This is a genomic window from Frigoribacterium sp. AC394, assembly GCF_979258095.1.
Window position 1 is genome coordinate 2,807,448 of the sequence record NZ_OZ409834.1, and the last position, 17,354, is coordinate 2,824,801.

The window sequence follows — 17,354 nt, forward strand, 5'->3', positions numbered from 1 at the left end:
GTGACCTACACCGCGCCTCCGGCGTTCACCACCCGCCCCGATCTGGTCGGCACCTTCGGCATGACGGCCAGCACCCACTGGCTCGCGACCGCCTCGGCCCAGGCCGTGCTCGAACGCGGCGGCAACGCGTTCGACGCCGCCGTCGCCGGCGCCTTCGTGCTGCACGTCGTCGAACCACACCTCAACGGGCCCGGCGGTGACCTGACGGCCGTCTTCGCCACCGCCGACACCCCGGGCGTCCCGACCGTGCTGATGGGTCAGGGGCCCGCGCCGGCCGCGGCGACCGTCGAGCACTACCGCGCCGAGGGCCTCGACCTCGTGCCGGGAGCGGGGGCGCTCGCCGCAGCCGTGCCCGGTGCGGTCGACGCGTGGCTGCTGCTGCTGCGCGACCACGGCACCTGGGAGCTCGGCGACGTGCTCGCCTACGCCATCGGCTACGCCCGCGACGGTCACCCGATCACCGCCCGCGTCACCGAGACGATCGGCGCGGTCGGCGAGCTCTTCACCGAGCACTGGCCCACCTCGGCCGACCGCTGGCTCGTCGACGGGCGCCCGCCCGAGCCCGGAGACCTCGTCACGAACCCGGCCTACGCCGCCGTCCTCGAGGGGCTGATCGCCGCAGGCGGGCCCGCCGACGCGGCCGTCGACACGAGCCGAGGAGGCGCGGCGCCGGTCACCGACGACGCCCGCCGCGGTCGCGCGGACCGCATCGAGGCGGCCCGGACGGAGTGGGCCGAGGGACTCGTCGCCCGCTCGATCGACGAGTTCGTCCGCCGTCCGCACCGCCACTCGTCGGGCACCGATCACGCCGGGGTGATCCGCGCCTCGGACCTCTCGGCGTTCCGCGCCGGGTTCGAGCCGGCGGCCACCGTGGAGTTCCGCGGACACACGGTCGCCAAGACCGGCGCCTGGGGGCAGGGCCCGGCGCTGCTGCAGGTGCTCGCGCTGCTCGACCCGCTGCCCGACGAGCTGCTCGACCCGTCGACCGCCGACGGCGCGCACACGATCGTCGAGGCGCAGAAGCTCGCCATGGCCGATCGCGAGGCCTACTACGGCGACCACGACGTGCCCCTCGACGCCCTGCTCTCGTCGGAGTACGCCGAGTCGCGGCGTGCGCTCATCGGCGCGCGGGCGTCGCTCGAGCTGCGACCGGGCGACCTCGTCGCAGGCGCGCGGCCGCTCGCACCGCTCCGGACCGACGACGAGGCGGCCGGGTCCGTCGCCGGCGTCGGCGAGCCGACCGTCGGCTCGTTCGCCGAGACGCCCGCGGACGACGACCCCGTCGCCGCGGCCTCCGCCGAGCCCGTCGTCGACGCCACGGGGGCGACCCGCGGCGACACCTGCCACATCGACGTCGTCGACCGGTGGGGCAACATCGTCTCGGCGACGCCGTCGGGCGGCTGGCTGCAGTCGTCTCCGACGATCCCCGCCCTCGGCTTCTGCCTCGGCAGCCGTCTGCAGATGGCCTGGCTCGACGAGGGCACCGCCTCGACGCTCGAACCCGGTCGCCGACCGCGCACCACCCTCACCCCGACCCTCGTGCTGCGCGACGGTCGGCCGGTGGTCGCGCTCGGCTCACCCGGCGGCGACCAGCAGGACCAGTGGCAGCTGCTCTACCTGCTGCGCACGATCGTCGGCGGGTACACGCCCCAGCAGGCCATCGACGCCCCCGCGCTGCACACCACGTCGTTCCCCGGCTCGTTCTGGCCGCGCACCTGGACACCGGGCGGCGTGGTCGTCGAGGACCGCCTCGGCGACGACGTGATCGCCGACCTCGAGTCGCGCGGACACCGCGTCACCCGGGCCGGCGACTGGTCGCTCGGCCGCCTGTCGAGCGTCACCCGAGACCCCGCGACGGGCGTGCTGTCCGCCGCCGCCAACCCCCGAGGAGCACAGGCCTATGCCGCAGGACGCTGACCGCACCGTCTCGACGACGACCACCGACGCGTCCGCCGGCGCGCCCCTCCTGAGCGTCCGCGATCTGCACGTGTCGTTCGGCGACCGGCCCGTCGTGCACGGCGTCGACCTCGACGTGGCCCGCGGCGAGCGCGTCGCCATCGTCGGGCAGTCGGGCTCGGGCAAGTCGACCGTCGTCGCGGCCGTGCTGCGCCTGATACCGGGCGCGGGCCGCATCACGGGCGGCACGATCCGCCTGGGCGACGACGAGCTGACGACCGCCGGGGAGGCGCGGATGCGGTCGGTGCGCGGCGCCCGGATCGGTCTCGTGCCGCAGGATCCCTCGACCAACCTGAACCCCTCGATGACCGTCGGGGCCCAGATCGCCGACGGGCTGCGGGCGGGCGGGGCCCGGGGGCGGGCGGCCGTGGCCGAGCGCGTCGTCGAGCTGATGACCGAAGCCGGCATCCCCGACGCGGCCCGCCGGTCGGGTCAGTACCCCCACGAGTTCTCGGGCGGGATGCGGCAGCGCGTGCTGATCGCCGTCGCGCTCGCCCGTCGCCCCGAGCTGCTGATCGCCGACGAGCCGACCTCGGCCCTCGACGTCACGGTGCAGCGCACCATCCTCGACCACCTGCAGACGCTCGTCGACGCCCACGGCACGTCGCTGCTCTTCATCACGCACGACCTCGGGGTCGCGGCCGATCGCACCGACCGCATCGTCGTGATGCTCGAGGGCCGCGTCGTCGAGACCGGGACGCCGCGGCAGATCCTGCTCGACCCGCAGCACGAGTACACGAAGCGACTGGTCGCGGCCGCCCCGACGGTCGCCGCGGCGGCCGCGCTCAGGGCCGACGAGCCCGTCGGAGACGACGCGCCGACCGCCGCGGACGACATCCTCACCGTCACCGACCTGGTCAAGGAGTACCGCCTCCGCGGTCGCCGCGGCGAGACCGTGCGGGCCGTCGACGGCATCTCGTTCGCGGTGCCGCGCGGCACGACCACCGCCGTGGTCGGCGAGTCGGGGTCGGGCAAGACGACGCTCGCCCGCATGGTGCTCGGCATCGAGCCCGCGACCAGCGGGACGGCCCTCGTCGACGGCGAGAGCATCACCGCCAGTCGCGGGGCGGCCCGTCGCGCCCTGCGACGCCGGGTGCAGCCCGTCTTCCAGGACCCGTACGGCTCGCTCGACCCCACCTACCCGGTCGAGAGGCTGATCGACGAGCCGCTCCGCATCTTCGGGGTCGGCGACCGGTCGACCCGCAGGAGGCGCGTGGCCGAGCTGCTCGACCAGGTCGCCCTGCCGAGGTCGGTCGCCCAGAGCCGACCCAACGAGCTGTCCGGCGGTCAGCGCCAGCGGGTCGCGATCGCCCGGGCCCTCGCCCTCGAGCCCGAGCTGCTGATCTGCGACGAGGCCGTCTCGGCCCTCGACGTGCTCGTGCAGGAGCAGATCCTCGATCTGCTCGCCGATCTGCAGACCCGGCTGGGGCTCAGCTACCTGTTCATCACGCACGACCTCGCCGTCGTGCGGCAGATCGCCCATAGTGTGGTGGTGATGCGCCGGGGCGGCATCGTCGAGCGCGGCAGCGTCGACGACGTGTTCCTCTCGCCCCGCGACGAGTACACCCACGAACTGCTAGGAGCGATACCCGGTGCCAGCCTGGCCGTCTGACCGACCCGATCGTCCTGACGAGACGACCCGCGCCTCCTCGGCTCCTGGCCCCGATGCGACGCTCGAGCCCGCGTCGCCGCCGGTGAGTCTGCTCGACGCCGTGCGACGCGAGATCGTGACCGGGGCTCTGCAGCCTGGCACCCGCATCACCGAGGCCTCGCTGGCCGATCGTCACGGGGTCTCGCGGGTGCCGGTGCGCGAGGCCCTCCGGGGTCTCGAGGCCGAGGGCTTCGTCGAGTCGACGCCCAACGTCGGGTCGAGGGTCGCGGAGATCCCCGTCGACGAGGCCGACGACCTCTTCGCCGTGCGCGAGGCGCTCGAGATCGCCACCGCCCGCCGGGCCGCCACGCGGGCGCGGGCGCTGTTCACCGTCGATGCGCCGCCGGAGGACTGGTGGCGCACCCGCCGGTCGCTCGAGCGCATCCTGGCCGACGGCGACCAGGCGGTCGCCGACGACGATCTCGACCGGCTGGTCGGGCTCAACGAGCGGTTCCACTTCGGCGTGGCCGAGCTGAGCGGCAGCAGCACGCTCGCCACCCTGCTGCGTCAGCTGTCGCGCAAGATCGAGTGGCTCTACGCCCTCGACACGTTCTCGCGGGGCAAACGGCTCTGGCCCGACCACCGCGTCATCCTGTCGGCCATCGACGCCGGCGACCCCGACCGGGCGGCCGAGCGGATGGGGTGGCACGTGCGCGAGTCGCGCATCGGGTACCTCAGTCGCACCGTGCCGGCCTCGGTCGTGGACGAGCTGCGATCCACGCCGCCGGTCGTCGCGTCGGCCGCGGCCTCGAACCCGCCTGTCGTCGCCTCGACGGTCGCCGCGGGGGCGGGCGTCGTGGGCGGGGGAGTCGTGGGCGCGGGCGTCGCGCCGACCGACGGGGGCGCGTCGTGACCCGGCATCGGCTCGAACCGACGTCCGGGACCACGAACGACGTCTACTCGCGCGACCACCGCCCCGTCCTCGCCGTCGACGCCGGAGACACGGTGGTGGTCGGGTCGCTCGACGCGTCGGGGCACCTCGAACGGCAGACCGTGCCGGGCGAGGCGCGACCGCGGCTGTTCGCCGAGGCGCGGGGGCACGCTCTCACGGGTCCGATCGCCGTCCGCGGCGCGCGGCCCGGCCAGACGCTCGCCGTGCACATCGACGCCGTGCTGCCCGGTGACTGGGGCTGGACGGTCGCCGGCGGTCGTGAGTCGCCCGTCACCACCCGGCTCGGTCTCGCCGACGTGGCGCCGGCATGGCTGCTCTGGGAGATCGACGCCGACGCGGGCGTCGCGGTCGAGAGCCGGGGCTGGCAGGTGCCTCTCGCGCCGTTCCTCGGGGTGACCGGTGTCGCACCGGCGGAGCCGGGGGAGCACTCGACGACCCCGCCCCGGGCCGCGGCCGGCGGCAACATCGACTGCCGCGAGCTCGTCGCGGGTTCGACGCTCTACCTGCCCGTGCAGGTCGCCGACGCCCTCGTCTACCTCGGCGACGGGCACGCCGCCCAGGGCGACGGCGAGGTCGGGGGCACGGCGATCGAGTGCCCGATGACGACGGAGGTGCGGCTCGACCTCGTCGACGACCGCCCCGTCCCGTCGATCCACGCCGAGACCCCCTCGGGGCGCATCACGTTCGGCTTCGACGCCGATCTCGACGTCGCCACCGGAGATGCGCTCGACGCCATGGTCACGTGGCTCGCGACCCTGCTCGACGTCGACCGGGCGACCGCCCTGGCCCTCTCGAGCGCCGTCGTCGACCTGCGGGTGACCCAGGTCGCGAACCAGACGTGGGGAGTCCACGCGCTGCTGCCGACCGGGGCCCTCGGCGTCTGACGCCCCGCCCCCGGGTCGGTTCAGCTCAGGATGTCCTTCGTGGTGAACCGGCCGAAGGCCAGGGCGCCGAAGACGAGGATGTAGCCGCCCTGCAGCAGCGCGTTGTCGGCGAAGTTCACCCATGACACCGGGTCGCGCAGGAGGTCCGCGAAGCCCAGCCAGTAGTGCGTGAACAGCCACGGGTCCAGGAAGTCCAGCTGCGGCAGCGCGTCGATGATCTGCGCCACCGTCGAGAGCACGATGGTGGCGGCCATGGCACCCACCGGCACGCTCGTGAGCGTCGAGATGAAGAGGCCGACGGCGCTCAGCCCGAGCAGCGAGAGCGTGACGTACAGCGCCATCATCAGCATCCGCAGCGCGTAGTCCCCGTAGCCGATCGTCTGGCCAGAGAGCAGGGTCACCGGCCCGACCGGGAACAGCGCGGCGCCGGCGATGGCCCCGAACACCACGAGCACGAGGGTGCCGGCGAGGCAGAAGAGGGCGGCTCCGGCGAACTTGACGAGCAGGAGGCGCACCCGGCCCACCGGCGAGACCAGCAGGTACCGCAGGGTGCCGAGACCCGCCTCGCCCGCGATCGTGTCGCCCGCGACGACGCCGACGGTCAGGGGGAGGAACAGCGGGATCGCCACGGTCAGGGCGGTCAACGAGACGAAGAGGCCGTTGCGCGTGATGTCGCCGAGGAACGCGGGGCCTCCGGAGGAGCCGCCGGACGCGTCGTCGGTCGTCACGCGCACGGCGATCGCCAGCAGGACGGGGATGAGCGCCAGGGCGCCGAGGAGGGCGATCGTCCGCACCCGTCCGAAGAGCACGACGACCTCGCTGCGGAGCAGGGACAGCCCCGTCCCGCGGCGGCGGAGGTCGTCTGCGTGCGGGGCGGGTGCGGGTTCAGCCGGCGACATCGAAGCCCTCCCCGGTGAGATCGACGAAGCGCTCCTCCAGGCTGGCGCCCGTGACCTCGAAGCCGCGCACCCGCACGTCGGCGGCGACGAGCGCGGCCACGACGGCCTCCGGCGACGGCCCGTCGCCGACGAGGTCGGCCTCGACCAGCTCGGCGACCGTCGACCCGGGCCGATCGGTCGGCCGCACCCGCGCCTCCGGGGCGAGTCCGAGTCGGCGGAGCACGACGCGCGCATCGTCGGGATCGGGGGTGAGCAGCCTCACCCGGTGCGTGCCGAGCGAGCGGAGATCGTCGAGGGTGCCCTGGGTGAGGAGCCGACCCGCGCTCATCACCCCGATGTGGGTGCACATCTGCTCGACCTCGGCCAGCAGGTGGCTCGACACGAAGACGGTCGTCCCCTCGTCGGCCAGCGAACGGATCAGGGTGCGGACCTCGCGGGTGCCCTGCGGGTCGAGCCCGTTGCTCGGTTCGTCGAGCACCAGCAGATCACGGGGCATGAGCAGGGCGTTGGCGATGCCGAGGCGCTGCTTCATGCCGAGCGAGTACGCGTGCGCCTTCTTCGACGCGGCGTGCCCGAGCCCCACCCGATCGAGCGCCGCGTCGACCCGGGCGGTGCGGGTCGCCGCGGGCGCCGTGCGGTCGGCCGAGTCGAGCCGGTGCAGGTTCGCCCGCCCCGAGAGGAAGGGATAGAACGCCGGGCCCTCGACCAGGGCGCCCACCCGGGGCAGCACGTCGCGGGCCCGGTCGGGCATCGAACCCCCGAGCACCCTGATGTCGCCGCTCGTCGCCGACGTCAGCCCGAGGAGCATCCGGATCGTGCTGGTCTTGCCCGAGCCGTTCGGCCCCAGGAACCCGTAGACGCTGCCCGCCGGCACGGCGAGATCGACGTCGGCCACGGCCTGCTGCCGACCGAACGACTTCGTCAGCGACGAGGTCTCGATGGCCAGCGGCGCCGTCGATGCGGCCGGCGGGGGTGCGGGGGTCACGCGAGCGGCGTCACTCGGCGGGTGCCGACGCGACCGCCGCCTGCAGGGTCTCGGCGTCGACGGCGCCCACGAAGACGCGCCCGTCGTCGCCGAGGTAGACCGAGACGAGGGAGGTCTGCAGCACCCGGCCGCCGTCGACCCGCGTCATCACCTGATCGAGCAGGGCCGACCGGTCGCCCTGGTCGCCGCCCGAGGCTGGCCCATCGGAGGGCGCGGACCCGGCGGCCGACGTCGCGTCGTCGAGACCCACCACGGTCGACCAGCCCGAGCCGATCACCACGGGCTCGGCGTGCTGGCCGCCGTGCCCCTCCCGGCGCTCGGCGGGTAGGGCGACCTCGGTCACGGTCGCGTCGGCCGGGGGAGTGAACTCGAAGACCGAGGAGGCGGGGGTCTCGAACGACACGGAGGTCAGGGCCACCGAGATGGCCGGGTCGTCCTGCCCCCGCGCGTCGACGGTCACGGCCAGCGGCACACCCGTCTCGGCGTCGACGGTGAGGGTCGCCCGGGCGACGAGCGTGTCGGCGTCGTCGGGCGTGAGCACGACCCGGTACGCGTCGCGACCGGCGACGGACACGTCGTCGGAGCTGGTGACCGTCGTCGAGTCGCCCACGGCGTCGAGGACGGCGTCGGCGAGCTCGGACGGAGTCTGCGGCACGGCCGTGCCGTCGGCCAGGGTGTCGGGCAGGTCGCGGGACGACGCGTCGGGCAGCGTGGTGTGCGTGGCGTCCTTCGAGGTGGAGTCGTACGACCACAGGTCGGAGCCTTCTCGGATGACGTCGCGCTCGGAGAGGTCGTCGACCACCTGCACGCGCTGTCGCGCCTCACCGTCGACGAAGACCTGGGCGGTGTGGCTGCCGGTCAGCATCTCGAGCGCATCGGAGGTCGACTCGCCGGTCGAGGAGCCGCCCTGCAGGGACGAGGGGATGTCGGGCAGCCCGAGGTCGGACGTCTGCTCGACCGTGCCCGAGAAGGCCACTCCCGAGCTGCCCGCCGCGAGTGCCAGCACCTGCTGAGGGGTCTTGTCGGGCAGATCGACGTCGGCGTTGGCCGCCATCGAGGGGACGACGATGCCGGCGGCGATGACGGCGACGGGGATCGCGGCGGCGGGGATCCAGCGTGCTGACTTCTTCATGACGATCGGGCCTCTCGCATCGGACCGCGGGCGGGTCGACGACTGGGCGGCAGGCTACGCGTGAACCCTGGAGATGACTGGCAGACGCGACACCGGTGGTTCGACGTCGAGACAGGCGGTCCGTCGACGAGGCCGAGGCTAGCGTCGACGGTCGTGCCGACGTGCGGCTCACTCGGTGCCGACACCGGTGCCGACGCCGGTGTCGCACGGTCCTCTAGAGCTCGACGACCTCGAACTCGAGCAGGTCGGCACCGGTCGCGACGGGACCCCGCGGGGCGTCGCCCGACCCCGCGGGGCGAGCGTGCGCGGCCTTGGCGCCGTTCGCCGCCCAGGCCAGGAAGTCGTCTTCGCTGCGCCAGGTGGTCACGACGAAGTAGCGGTCGTCGCCCTTGACCGGGCGCAGCAGCTGGAAGCCCTCGAAGCCCTCGGCGCCGTCGACCGAGTGCTTGCGCGCGGCGAAACGCGACTCGAGCTCGGAGCCGGACCCCTCGGGGACGTGGATGGCGTTGATCTTGACGACGGACATGACTGCTCGCTTTCGTGGGGGATGGGTCGGGGATGAGGGCGGGACGGCCGGAGGCGCCGCCTCAGGCGGTCTTCATCACGGTGGCGGTGAAGCCCTGCACGCGGTCGCTCAGCCCGGCCGCGCGACGCTCGATCTGCTCGGGCGGGTTCAGGTGCGGCGGTGCGACGCGGATGAGCAGCGAGCAGGCGAGGTCCTCGCAGATGTAGGTGCCGAGCGTGCTGCCGTTCAGGCCCGCCTCGCCGGCCTTCGGTGCGGTGAAGAGCCGCACCTGCGTCGCCGGCTGCGGCGAGTGGCAGAGCGAGCACATCGCGGCGATGCCGGGGCGCAGCGACGAGGTCGACGAACGGACGACGAGCCCGACGGGGCGGTCGGCCATCCAGTGGACGATGTAGCCGCGGTGATGGGCCTGCGGGTCGCGCCACCCCAGGAACTCCCGTTCGGACCACAGCATCTCGTGCAGCCCCGGGATCGGCAGGCGGTCCAGGTCGCCGGGCTGGGCGTTGACGAACGACTCGCGGATGTCGGACTCGGTCAGCGGCTTCATGGTCTCCTCAGTGCCTGGGTGCCTCGGTCCAGCCACCCTACGCGGCGCCCCCGACACCGCCGTGACACGGGCCCCGCGGTCGCACGGTCGTAGCCTGGGGCCATGACCGAGGCCGAGGCGATGCGCCTGCTGGTGGCGCGCCTCCGGGACGCCGGCTGCGTCTTCGCCGAGGAGGAGGCGGCGCTGCTGACCGAGGCGGCCGCCGACCCCGCGGACCGGGCCCGCCCGGTCGACCCCGGCACCCTCGAGGGGCTCGTGCGCCGACGCGTCGCCGGCGAACCCCTCGAGCAGGTCCTCGGCTGGGCCGAGTTCGACGGCCTGCGGCTCGCCGTCGCGCCCGGCGTCTTCGTTCCCCGGCGGCGGACGACCGCGCTGGCCGGCCGGGCCTCGGCCCTGGTGCCCCGGGGGCGACCGGCCGTCGCGCTCGACCTCTGCTGCGGGGTGGGGGCCGTCGCCGCCGTCCTCCTGCGCGACCATCCCGGTCTGACACTCGTCGCGTCCGACCTCGATCCGGTGGCCGTCGGGTGCGCCCGCGCGAACCTCCCCCCGGGCTGCGACGTGGTGGTCGGCGATCTCTTCGACGCCGTGCCTGCCCGGCTCCGAGGTGCCGTCGACGTCCTGACGGCCAATGCGCCGTACGTGCCGACCGGAGCGCTCCCGACCCTGCCGCCCGAGGCGCGCCTCCACGAGCGGGTCACCGCGCTCGACGGCGGACACGACGGTCTCGATCTGCACCGTCGGATCGCCCAGGAGGCGCGGGCCTGGCTCCGCCCCGCGGGGTCGCTGCTGATCGAGACGAGCGCGGCTCAGGCCGCCGCCGCCGTGGAGCTCCTGACCGCAGGCGGTCTCGACGCGCACAGCGAGTACGACGTCGAGCACGAGACGACGGTCGTCGTGGGCGTGCGACCGCAGTCGGATGATCCCGGCGGTCGGACGATGCCGTCAGCGGGTCAGATGTCGACCGGGTAGACGCCCTCGACGACGGGGGACTCCGGGGTGCCCGACACCTCGCAGCTGAAGGCCGCCTCGATCCGCCCGTCGGCGGTGTGGCCGTAGCGCACCTCGACGACCGCGCCGGTGGCCGAGTCGCGGACGTCGTCGTCCTCGTAGCTCCAGACGTCGTCGAGGAACGGGACGTCGGGGTACTCGGCCGCGACGGCGTCGACGCAGGCGTCCCAGGCCGGCGGGGCCTCTCGCGTCGGCGCCGTGGCCGGGGCGGGGGGAGTGGTCGTCGGGATCGGCGTGCTCGACGCGTCGGCGCCCGTCGTGGCGAGCCCGGTGGTCTCGGAGGCGCCGGGCTCGGACGTCGGGGTGGCGCACCCGGCGAGGGCGAGGACGAGAGCGATGCTGCTGACGAGCAGAGGGGCGGCCATACGGGGCACGAGGGCTCCTCGAGGGATGACGGGCCGCCACGGTGGCAGGCTTCGAGGGTCAGGATACCGTCACGGAGTCGTTACGGAGGTTCTTCGGGCAAGGTGGACCGATGACCGCTTCAGAGAACCGTGAACCGACCGCACTCGAGCAGGCCATCGCCAAGGGCCAGGCGGGCCAGGGCGACATGAACTCCGTGCTCGCCGAGTTCGTGAACGCCGAGATCGTCGTCCCCACCGCCGTCCAGGCGGAGGAGTCGCTGAACGAGCTGCAGCCCGTGCTCTTCGACCGCGAGGGCACGCCCATGCTCGCCGCCTTCACGCACGCCGACATGATCGGCGACCAGGTGAGAGAGGTGGCGGCGCACTCCGCGACGATCCACGCCGCCGAGCTCGTCCAGGCCATCCCGCCGCAGACGGGGCTGGTCGTGAACCCCGGCAACCCCGAGGGCTTCGAGATGCTGCCCGAAGGCGTCGCGCAGCTCGCCGACGACGTGCGCGAGCTCGTGGCGGCGCACCAGGCCGACGAGACCGCGGCGACCGATCGGCCCTCCGGCGCCTGAGCGTCTCGACCCCGAAACCTGCTCGTCACACGCCGGCTGTAGGCTGAGCGCCACAATCGAACATCGGGCCACGAACACGTCGCGGGAGAAGCTCCGGTGCGCATCACATGCGCCGACCGGGCACCGAAGGAGCAAGCTCCCCGCCAATCTCTCAGGTACGCGTACCGCGACGGACTGGCCACTCTGAAAAGCAGGAGCGCCTCTCGGCGGCTCCTCGCCCACGGTGAAAGTCGACCCGCGTCGGCGAAGCTCTCAGGCCCATGACAGAGGGGGAGCCCCGCACGACTCCGGTCGGGCGGGGCCCACCCCCGTCGTGCAGGTGCTGCACGGCATGCTCCCGGTCGAGACAGCTCGAGGCCGGGCCGTCCTCACAGGAGTCAGATGTCCGACGCAGCCTCGAACCTGCCCGCCGCCCCGGGCCCCACCGACGCCGACCTCGTCGACGCCGAGCTGGCGGACGCCCACCTCGTCGACGCCGACCCGGCCGACGTCGACGACGAGCGCTTCAGCCCGCTCCACGAGATCCACGTCGCCGCGGGCGCCTCGTTCACCGACTTCGCCGGGTGGCAGATGCCCGTGCGCTACAGCTCGGATCTCGCCGAGCACCATGCCGTCCGCACCGCGGCCGGTCTCTTCGACCTCTCGCACATGGCCGAGATCGCCGTGGTCGGACCCGACGCGGGCGTCTTCCTCGACCAGGCGCTGGCCGGCACCCTCTCGACGATCGCCGTCGGTCGGGCGAAGTACTCGCTGCTCCTCGCCGACGACGGCGGCATCGTCGACGATCTCGTCGTCTACCGGCTCGACGAGCACGACTACCTCGTCGTGGCGAACGCCGGCAACCGGGAGGCTGCGTTCGGCGCGCTCGCGACCCGCGCCTCCGGCTTCGACGTCACGGTCGACGACGAGAGCGACGACACCGCGCTCGTCGCGATCCAGGGTCCCGAGGCGGAGGGCGTCCTCGACGCGCTCATCAGCGGCGACCGTCTCCAGCCCGACGCGCCGCTCTCGACGCTCCGGTACTACCGGGTGCTGCAGGGCACCTTCGACGACGCCCCCGTCCTGATCGCCCGCACCGGCTACACCGGCGAAGACGGCTTCGAGCTCTACCTCGCGCCCGAGTCCGCCGCCGACCTCTGGACGGCGCTCGCCGAGGCGGGAGCGCCTCGGGGTGTCGTCCCCGCCGGTCTCGCCAGCCGCGACACGCTGCGACTCGAGGCAGGCATGCCGCTCTACGGCCACGAGCTCGGTCGCGACGTGCGCCCCGCCCAGGCGGGTCTCGGCCGCGTGGTCGACACCTCGAAGGACTTCGTCGGCCGCTCCGGTGTCGACCCGGCGCCCGGCGCCCGTGTGCTGGTGGGTCTGACCCTGCCGGGTCGTCGCGCGGCCCGAGCGGGCTACCCCGTGGTCACCGACGACGGCACCGTCGTGGGCGAGATCACGAGCGGTGCGCTCTCGCCGACCCTGGGGCACCCCGTCGCCATGGCCTTCGTCGACCCCGACGTGGTCGACCGCGGCCCGGCCCTCGCCGTCGACGTGCGGGGGACGCCGATCCCGGCGACCGTCGTGCCCCTGCCGTTCTACAAGCGCTCCTGACCCTCCCGCGGGCCGACGGCCTGCGCGCCCCGCACCTCACCCCCTCTCGAAAGGCCTCGGCATGACCGACCTCACATCGCTGCACTACACCGCCGAGCACGAATGGCTGCTCATCGACGGCGACACCGCCACCGTGGGCATCACCGACTACGCGGCCGAGAAGCTCGGCGACGTCGTCTACGTCGACCTGCCGTCCGCGGGCACCGAGGTCGAGTCCGGCACCGTCGTCGGCGAGATCGAGTCGACGAAGTCCGTGGGCGAGCTCTTCGCCCCCGCGCTCGGCACGGTGCTCGAGATCAACGACGCCGTCGTCGACAGCCCCGATCTGGTCAACAGCGACCCGTTCGGCGCCGGCTGGCTCATCAAGATCACCCTGGCGTCCTCCGACCGCGTCGGTCTCCTCTCGCGCGACGAGTACGTCGCCCTCACGGCCGAATGACCGGCGAGACGACCTCCGGGTCGGTGTTCGGAGACTGGGCCGGTCGTGCGGCCGGCGGATTCGTCGACCGCCACATCGGCACGACGCCGTCCGATCAGGCCGCGATGCTCGCCGTCGTCGGGCACGACAGCGTCGAATCGCTCGTCCGGGCAGCCGTTCCCGACAGCATCCACACGTCAGCCGACGCGGGCGGCACGCTGCCCGCACCCGTGGGCGAGACCGAGGCGCTGGCCGAGCTGAGACGACTCGCCGACCGCAACCGGCCCTCCCGCGCGCTCCTGGGGCTCGGTTACTACGACACCGTCACACCCGCGGTGATCCAGCGCAACGTCCTCGAGAACCCGAGCTGGTACACGGCCTACACGCCCTACCAGCCCGAGATCTCGCAGGGGCGGCTCGAGGCGCTGATCAACTTCCAGACGATGGTCTCCGAGCTCACCGGTCTGACCACCGCCAACGCCTCCATGCTCGACGAGGGCACGGCCGTGGTCGAGGGCATGCTGCTCGCCCGCCGCGCGTCGAAGGCGAAGAGCGACGTGTTCGTCGTCGACGCCGACGCGTTCCCGCAGACCAAGGCGCTGCTCGCCGGTCGCGCCGCGGCCGTCGGCATCGAGCTGGTCGAGCTCGATCTGACGGGCGCCGATCCGGCCGAGGTGCCCGAGTCGTTCGGGCTGTTCGTGCAGTACCCCGCGGCGACCGGCGCCGTGCACGACCTCGCGGCGATCACCGAGGCCAGTCACGCCCACGGCGGTCTCGTCGTCGTCGCGGCCGATCTGCTCGCGCTCACCCTCCTCACCCCTCCCGGCGAGTTCGGGGCCGACGTCGCCGTCGGGACGAGTCAGCGCTTCGGCGTGCCCATGGGCTTCGGCGGTCCGCACGCGGGCTACATGGCGGTCCGCACCGGTCTCGAGCGGCAGCTGCCCGGGCGTCTGGTCGGAGTGTCGCAAGACGTCGACGGGCGACCGGCCTACCGGTTGAGCCTGCAGACCCGAGAGCAGCACATCCGTCGTGAGAAGGCCACGTCGAACATCTGCACCGCCCAGGTGCTGCTGGCCGTGATGGCCTCGATGTACGCCGTCTACCACGGCCCCTGGGGGCTGCGGCACATCGCGTCGCGGGTGCACGATCACGCGGCCGACCTCGCCGAGGCCATCGCCGCCTCCGATCTCGAGCTCGAGAACGACACGTTCTTCGACACGCTGCAGGTCTTCGTGCCGGGCCGGTCCGCCGAGCTCGTGGCCGTGGCCCGCGAGCGCGGTTACCTCGTGCACGCCGTCGACGCCGACTGCATCCGGCTGTCGTTCGACGAGACGACCACGCGCGACGACGTCGTCGCGGTCGCCGAGGTGCTGGGCGTCGAGATGCCCCCCGGAAAGGGCGGCGACGGCCCGTCCGGACTCCCGGAGGCGCTGCTGCGGACGAGCGACTACCTCACCCACCCGGTCTTCCGCACCCACCGCAGCGAGACCAGCATGATGCGGTACCTCAAGCACCTCGCCGACAAGGACTACGCCCTCGACCGCGGAATGATCCCGCTCGGCAGCTGCACCATGAAGCTCAACGCGGCCACCGAGATGGCGGCCGTGACCTGGCCCGAGTTCGCCTCGGTGCACCCGTTCGCGCCGGCGGAGGACGTCGAGGGCTACCTCGACCTCGTCGGTCAGCTCGAGGGCTGGCTGGCCGATCTGACCGGTTACGACACGGTGTCGCTGCAGCCCAACGCGGGCAGCCAGGGCGAGCTCGCCGGTCTGCTGGCTATCCGCGGGTACCACCTCGCGAACGGTGATGCAGCGCGCACGGTGTGCCTCATCCCGCAGAGCGCCCACGGCACCAACGCGGCGAGTGCGGTGCTCGCCGGCATGAGGGTCGTCGTCGTCGCCTGCGACGACCGGGGCAACGTCGACCTCGACGATCTGCGGAAGCAGGTCGCGGCCCACGCCGACGATCTCGCGGCGCTGATGATCACCTACCCGTCGACCCACGGCGTGTACGAGCACGACATCCGCGACATCACCGACGCCGTCCACGAGGCGGGCGGCCAGGTCTACGTCGATGGCGCGAACCTCAACGCCCTGCTCGGGTTCGCGAAGTTCGGCGAGTTCGGCGGCGACGTCTCGCACCTGAACCTGCACAAGACGTTCTGCATCCCGCACGGCGGCGGTGGACCCGGTGTCGGACCGGTCGCGGCCAAGGCGCACCTCGCGCCGTTCCTGCCCGGCCACCCGATGGCGCAGCAGGCCGACCGACGCACCGGGGCGGCCGCGGCGGCCCCGGGGGAGCGACCGGCCCATGCCGGCGTCCCGGTGTCGAGCGCCCCGTACGGTTCGCCGAGCATCCTGCCGATCAGCTGGGCCTACATCCGCATGATGGGCGACGAGGGGCTCGTGCAGGCCACCGGCGCGGCGGTGCTCGCGGCGAACTACGTCGCCGTGCGACTGCGTGAGCACTACCCGGTGCTGTACTCGGGTGAGGGAGGACTCGTCGCGCACGAGTGCATCCTCGACCTCCGCCCGCTGCGCGACGCGACCGGCGTGACCGTCGACGACGTCGCCAAGCGACTCGTCGACTACGGGTTCCACTCGCCGACGATGTCGTTCCCTGTGGCGGGCACGTTGATGGTCGAACCCACCGAGAGCGAGGACCTCGCCGAGATCGACCGGTTCGTCGACGCCATGATCGCGATCAAGCACGAGGCCGACGAGATCTCGGCGGGTCGGCGCGCCGTCGAGGACAGCCCGCTGCGGGCCGCCCCCCACACGGCCGAGTCCGTCATCTCGGGCGAGTGGACGGCCGGCTACAGCCGCGACGAGGCCGTCTACCCGGTCGACTCGCTCAAGCGCGCCAAGTACTGGCCGCCGGTCCGGCGCATCGACCAGGCATGGGGCGACCGCAACCTGTTCTGCGCCTGCCCGCCGGTCGAGGCCTTCGTCTGATCCGACCGACCGACGCCCGGGTCCGAGCTCGTCGCTCGGGCCCGGGCGTCCGCCGTCGCGAAGCTGGACGTCAGGGTGCCGATCGTCAGGCGGGCAGTCCGAAGAACGCGGGGAACGTCGCCGCCGCCCACGGGTAGCCGATGAAGACCGCCGAGTCCATCACGACGTGTGCCACCACGAGCGGCAGGATGCGCCCGAACCGGGTGTACAGCCACCCGAACACGAGGCCCATCACCACGTTGCCGACGAACGCGCCGAACCCCTGGTACAGGTGGTACGTGCCGCGCAGCAGGGCGGCCGCGACGATGATCGTCCACGGGCGCCAGCGCAGATCGGTCAGGCGCGCGAAGAGGTAGGCCACGACGATGACCTCCTCCGTGAGTCCCGCCCGGAGCGCGGAGAGCGCCAGCACCGGGACGGTCCACCAGTGCTCGCCGAGGTCCGTGGGCACGACCGTCACCGTCAGGTCGAGCGCCTTGCCGACCAGGTACAGGCCGATGCCGGGGATTCCGATCGCGAGGGCGAGCCCCAGGCCGCCGAGCACATCGCGACCGCTGCGCGAGAAGTCGACGCCGAGGCGCGCCAGGTGAGGGCGGCGGCCTTGCCACAGCAGATAGGCGACAAGCGCGACGGGCACGAGGTCGACGACCACGGCGAGCACCTGGTAGACGAGGTCGAACACGGCGCGATCGCTGAGCGACGAGTTGAGGGTCGCCGTCTGCTGCGACAGGCTCGTGGGCTGGGTGAGGCGGTTGACGATCGACACGAGCGAGTACACGGCGGAGGCGCCGAGCGACAGTCCGAGCACGATCGCGATCTCGACCCGGAGGCGCGAGCGGCTGGGCAGGTCGACCGCCGGTTCGAGAGGCATGGCCGGATAATACCTGCCACGTGTCTGATTTCTCGCAACGGAAACCTGCGCAGATGAGGGGCTTGACGCAACGATCCGTGCGTCGGCGCAACGATCCATCGAATTGGTTTCCG

Annotated in this window: 16 protein-coding genes and 2 riboswitches; of the genes, 9 read left to right on the forward strand and 7 right to left on the reverse strand. The window is 73.1% G+C overall.

Annotated features, from left to right (window positions below):
• The 4 genes from ACZZY9_RS13105 to ACZZY9_RS13120 are packed head-to-tail and all read left to right on the forward strand — an operon-like array spanning position 1 to position 5,383.
• Entirely contained in the window at positions 1-1,917 is a 1,917-nt protein-coding gene (locus ACZZY9_RS13105) for a gamma-glutamyltransferase family protein (protein ID WP_463464405.1), read from the forward strand.
• The gene (locus tag ACZZY9_RS13110) at positions 1,901-3,568 is read left to right on the forward strand and encodes a dipeptide ABC transporter ATP-binding protein (RefSeq protein WP_463464406.1); all 1,668 of its coding nucleotides are present in this window, start codon (positions 1,901-1,903) and stop codon (positions 3,566-3,568) included. Before ACZZY9_RS13105 ends, ACZZY9_RS13110 begins: the two co-directional genes overlap by 17 nt.
• Positions 3,549-4,460, forward strand: coding sequence for a GntR family transcriptional regulator (locus tag ACZZY9_RS13115; protein ID WP_463464407.1), 912 nt, complete (start codon positions 3,549-3,551; stop codon positions 4,458-4,460). The genes ACZZY9_RS13110 and ACZZY9_RS13115 overlap by 20 nt, the downstream gene beginning before the upstream one ends.
• The gene (locus tag ACZZY9_RS13120) at positions 4,457-5,383 is read left to right on the forward strand and encodes an acetamidase/formamidase family protein (RefSeq protein ID WP_463464408.1); all 927 of its coding nucleotides are present in this window, start codon (positions 4,457-4,459) and stop codon (positions 5,381-5,383) included. Before ACZZY9_RS13115 ends, ACZZY9_RS13120 begins: the two co-directional genes overlap by 4 nt.
• 20 nt (positions 5,384-5,403) lie before the next feature.
• On the opposite strand, the gene ACZZY9_RS13125 is transcribed toward ACZZY9_RS13120, so the two are convergent.
• The 5 genes from ACZZY9_RS13125 to ACZZY9_RS13145 form a co-directional block, all read right to left on the reverse strand.
• A complete protein-coding gene (locus ACZZY9_RS13125; protein WP_463464409.1) occupies positions 5,404-6,282 on the reverse strand; it encodes an ABC transporter permease in 879 nt (292 codons plus the stop codon).
• The gene (locus ACZZY9_RS13130) at positions 6,269-7,267 is read right to left on the reverse strand and encodes an ABC transporter ATP-binding protein (protein ID WP_463464410.1); all 999 of its coding nucleotides are present in this window, start codon (positions 7,265-7,267) and stop codon (positions 6,269-6,271) included. The genes ACZZY9_RS13125 and ACZZY9_RS13130 overlap by 14 nt, the downstream gene beginning before the upstream one ends.
• A gap of 10 nt (positions 7,268-7,277) precedes the next feature.
• Positions 7,278-8,399, reverse strand: a complete 1,122-nt coding sequence (locus tag ACZZY9_RS13135) for a LolA family protein (protein ID WP_463464411.1) — start codon at positions 8,397-8,399, stop codon at positions 7,278-7,280.
• Between the two features lie 214 nt (positions 8,400-8,613).
• Positions 8,614-8,925 carry an antibiotic biosynthesis monooxygenase family protein gene (locus ACZZY9_RS13140; RefSeq protein WP_463464412.1) on the reverse strand — a complete coding sequence of 104 codons (312 nt, stop codon included), beginning with the start codon at positions 8,923-8,925 and terminating at the stop codon, positions 8,614-8,616.
• Between the two features lie 61 nt (positions 8,926-8,986).
• Complete coding sequence (locus ACZZY9_RS13145; RefSeq protein ID WP_320477006.1) at positions 8,987-9,469, reverse strand: FBP domain-containing protein; 483 nt, start codon at positions 9,467-9,469, stop codon at positions 8,987-8,989.
• 102 nt (positions 9,470-9,571) lie between these two features.
• Between ACZZY9_RS13145 and ACZZY9_RS13150 the strand changes: the two genes are divergently transcribed.
• Positions 9,572-10,438: a putative protein N(5)-glutamine methyltransferase gene (locus tag ACZZY9_RS13150; RefSeq protein ID WP_463464413.1), complete on the forward strand. Its 867-nt coding sequence runs from the start codon at positions 9,572-9,574 to the stop codon at positions 10,436-10,438.
• Here ACZZY9_RS13150 and ACZZY9_RS13155 read toward each other — a convergent pair.
• On the reverse strand, positions 10,420-10,851 hold the full coding sequence (locus tag ACZZY9_RS13155; RefSeq protein WP_463464414.1) for a hypothetical protein: 432 nt from the start codon (positions 10,849-10,851) through the stop codon (positions 10,420-10,422). The genes ACZZY9_RS13150 and ACZZY9_RS13155 overlap by 19 nt on opposite strands.
• 101 nt (positions 10,852-10,952) lie before the next feature.
• On the opposite strand from ACZZY9_RS13155, the gene ACZZY9_RS13160 reads away from it, so the two are divergent.
• The 4 genes from ACZZY9_RS13160 (at position 10,953) to gcvP (ending at position 16,370) form a co-directional block, all read left to right on the forward strand.
• Complete coding sequence (locus tag ACZZY9_RS13160; RefSeq protein WP_463464415.1) at positions 10,953-11,402, forward strand: SseB family protein; 450 nt, start codon at positions 10,953-10,955, stop codon at positions 11,400-11,402.
• A gap of 72 nt (positions 11,403-11,474) precedes the next feature.
• Positions 11,475-11,579: riboswitch (glycine riboswitch) on the forward strand.
• Position 11,580: 1 nt separating this feature from the next.
• A riboswitch (glycine riboswitch) is annotated at positions 11,581-11,676 on the forward strand.
• Positions 11,677-11,783: 107 nt separating this feature from the next.
• Complete coding sequence (gene gcvT / locus ACZZY9_RS13165; protein WP_463464416.1) at positions 11,784-12,998, forward strand: glycine cleavage system aminomethyltransferase GcvT; 1,215 nt, start codon at positions 11,784-11,786, stop codon at positions 12,996-12,998.
• A 61-nt stretch (positions 12,999-13,059) separates the two neighbouring features.
• Positions 13,060-13,437, forward strand: coding sequence for a glycine cleavage system protein GcvH (gene gcvH, locus ACZZY9_RS13170; RefSeq protein WP_463464417.1), 378 nt, complete (start codon positions 13,060-13,062; stop codon positions 13,435-13,437).
• Between the two features lie 104 nt (positions 13,438-13,541).
• The gene (gcvP, locus tag ACZZY9_RS13175; protein WP_463464682.1) at positions 13,542-16,370 is read left to right on the forward strand and encodes an aminomethyl-transferring glycine dehydrogenase; all 2,829 of its coding nucleotides are present in this window, start codon (positions 13,542-13,544) and stop codon (positions 16,368-16,370) included.
• A gap of 85 nt (positions 16,371-16,455) precedes the next feature.
• On the opposite strand, the gene ACZZY9_RS13180 is transcribed toward gcvP, so the two are convergent.
• Complete coding sequence (locus ACZZY9_RS13180; RefSeq protein WP_463464418.1) at positions 16,456-17,241, reverse strand: CPBP family intramembrane glutamic endopeptidase; 786 nt, start codon at positions 17,239-17,241, stop codon at positions 16,456-16,458.
• Positions 17,242-17,354: the final 113 nt, after the last annotated feature.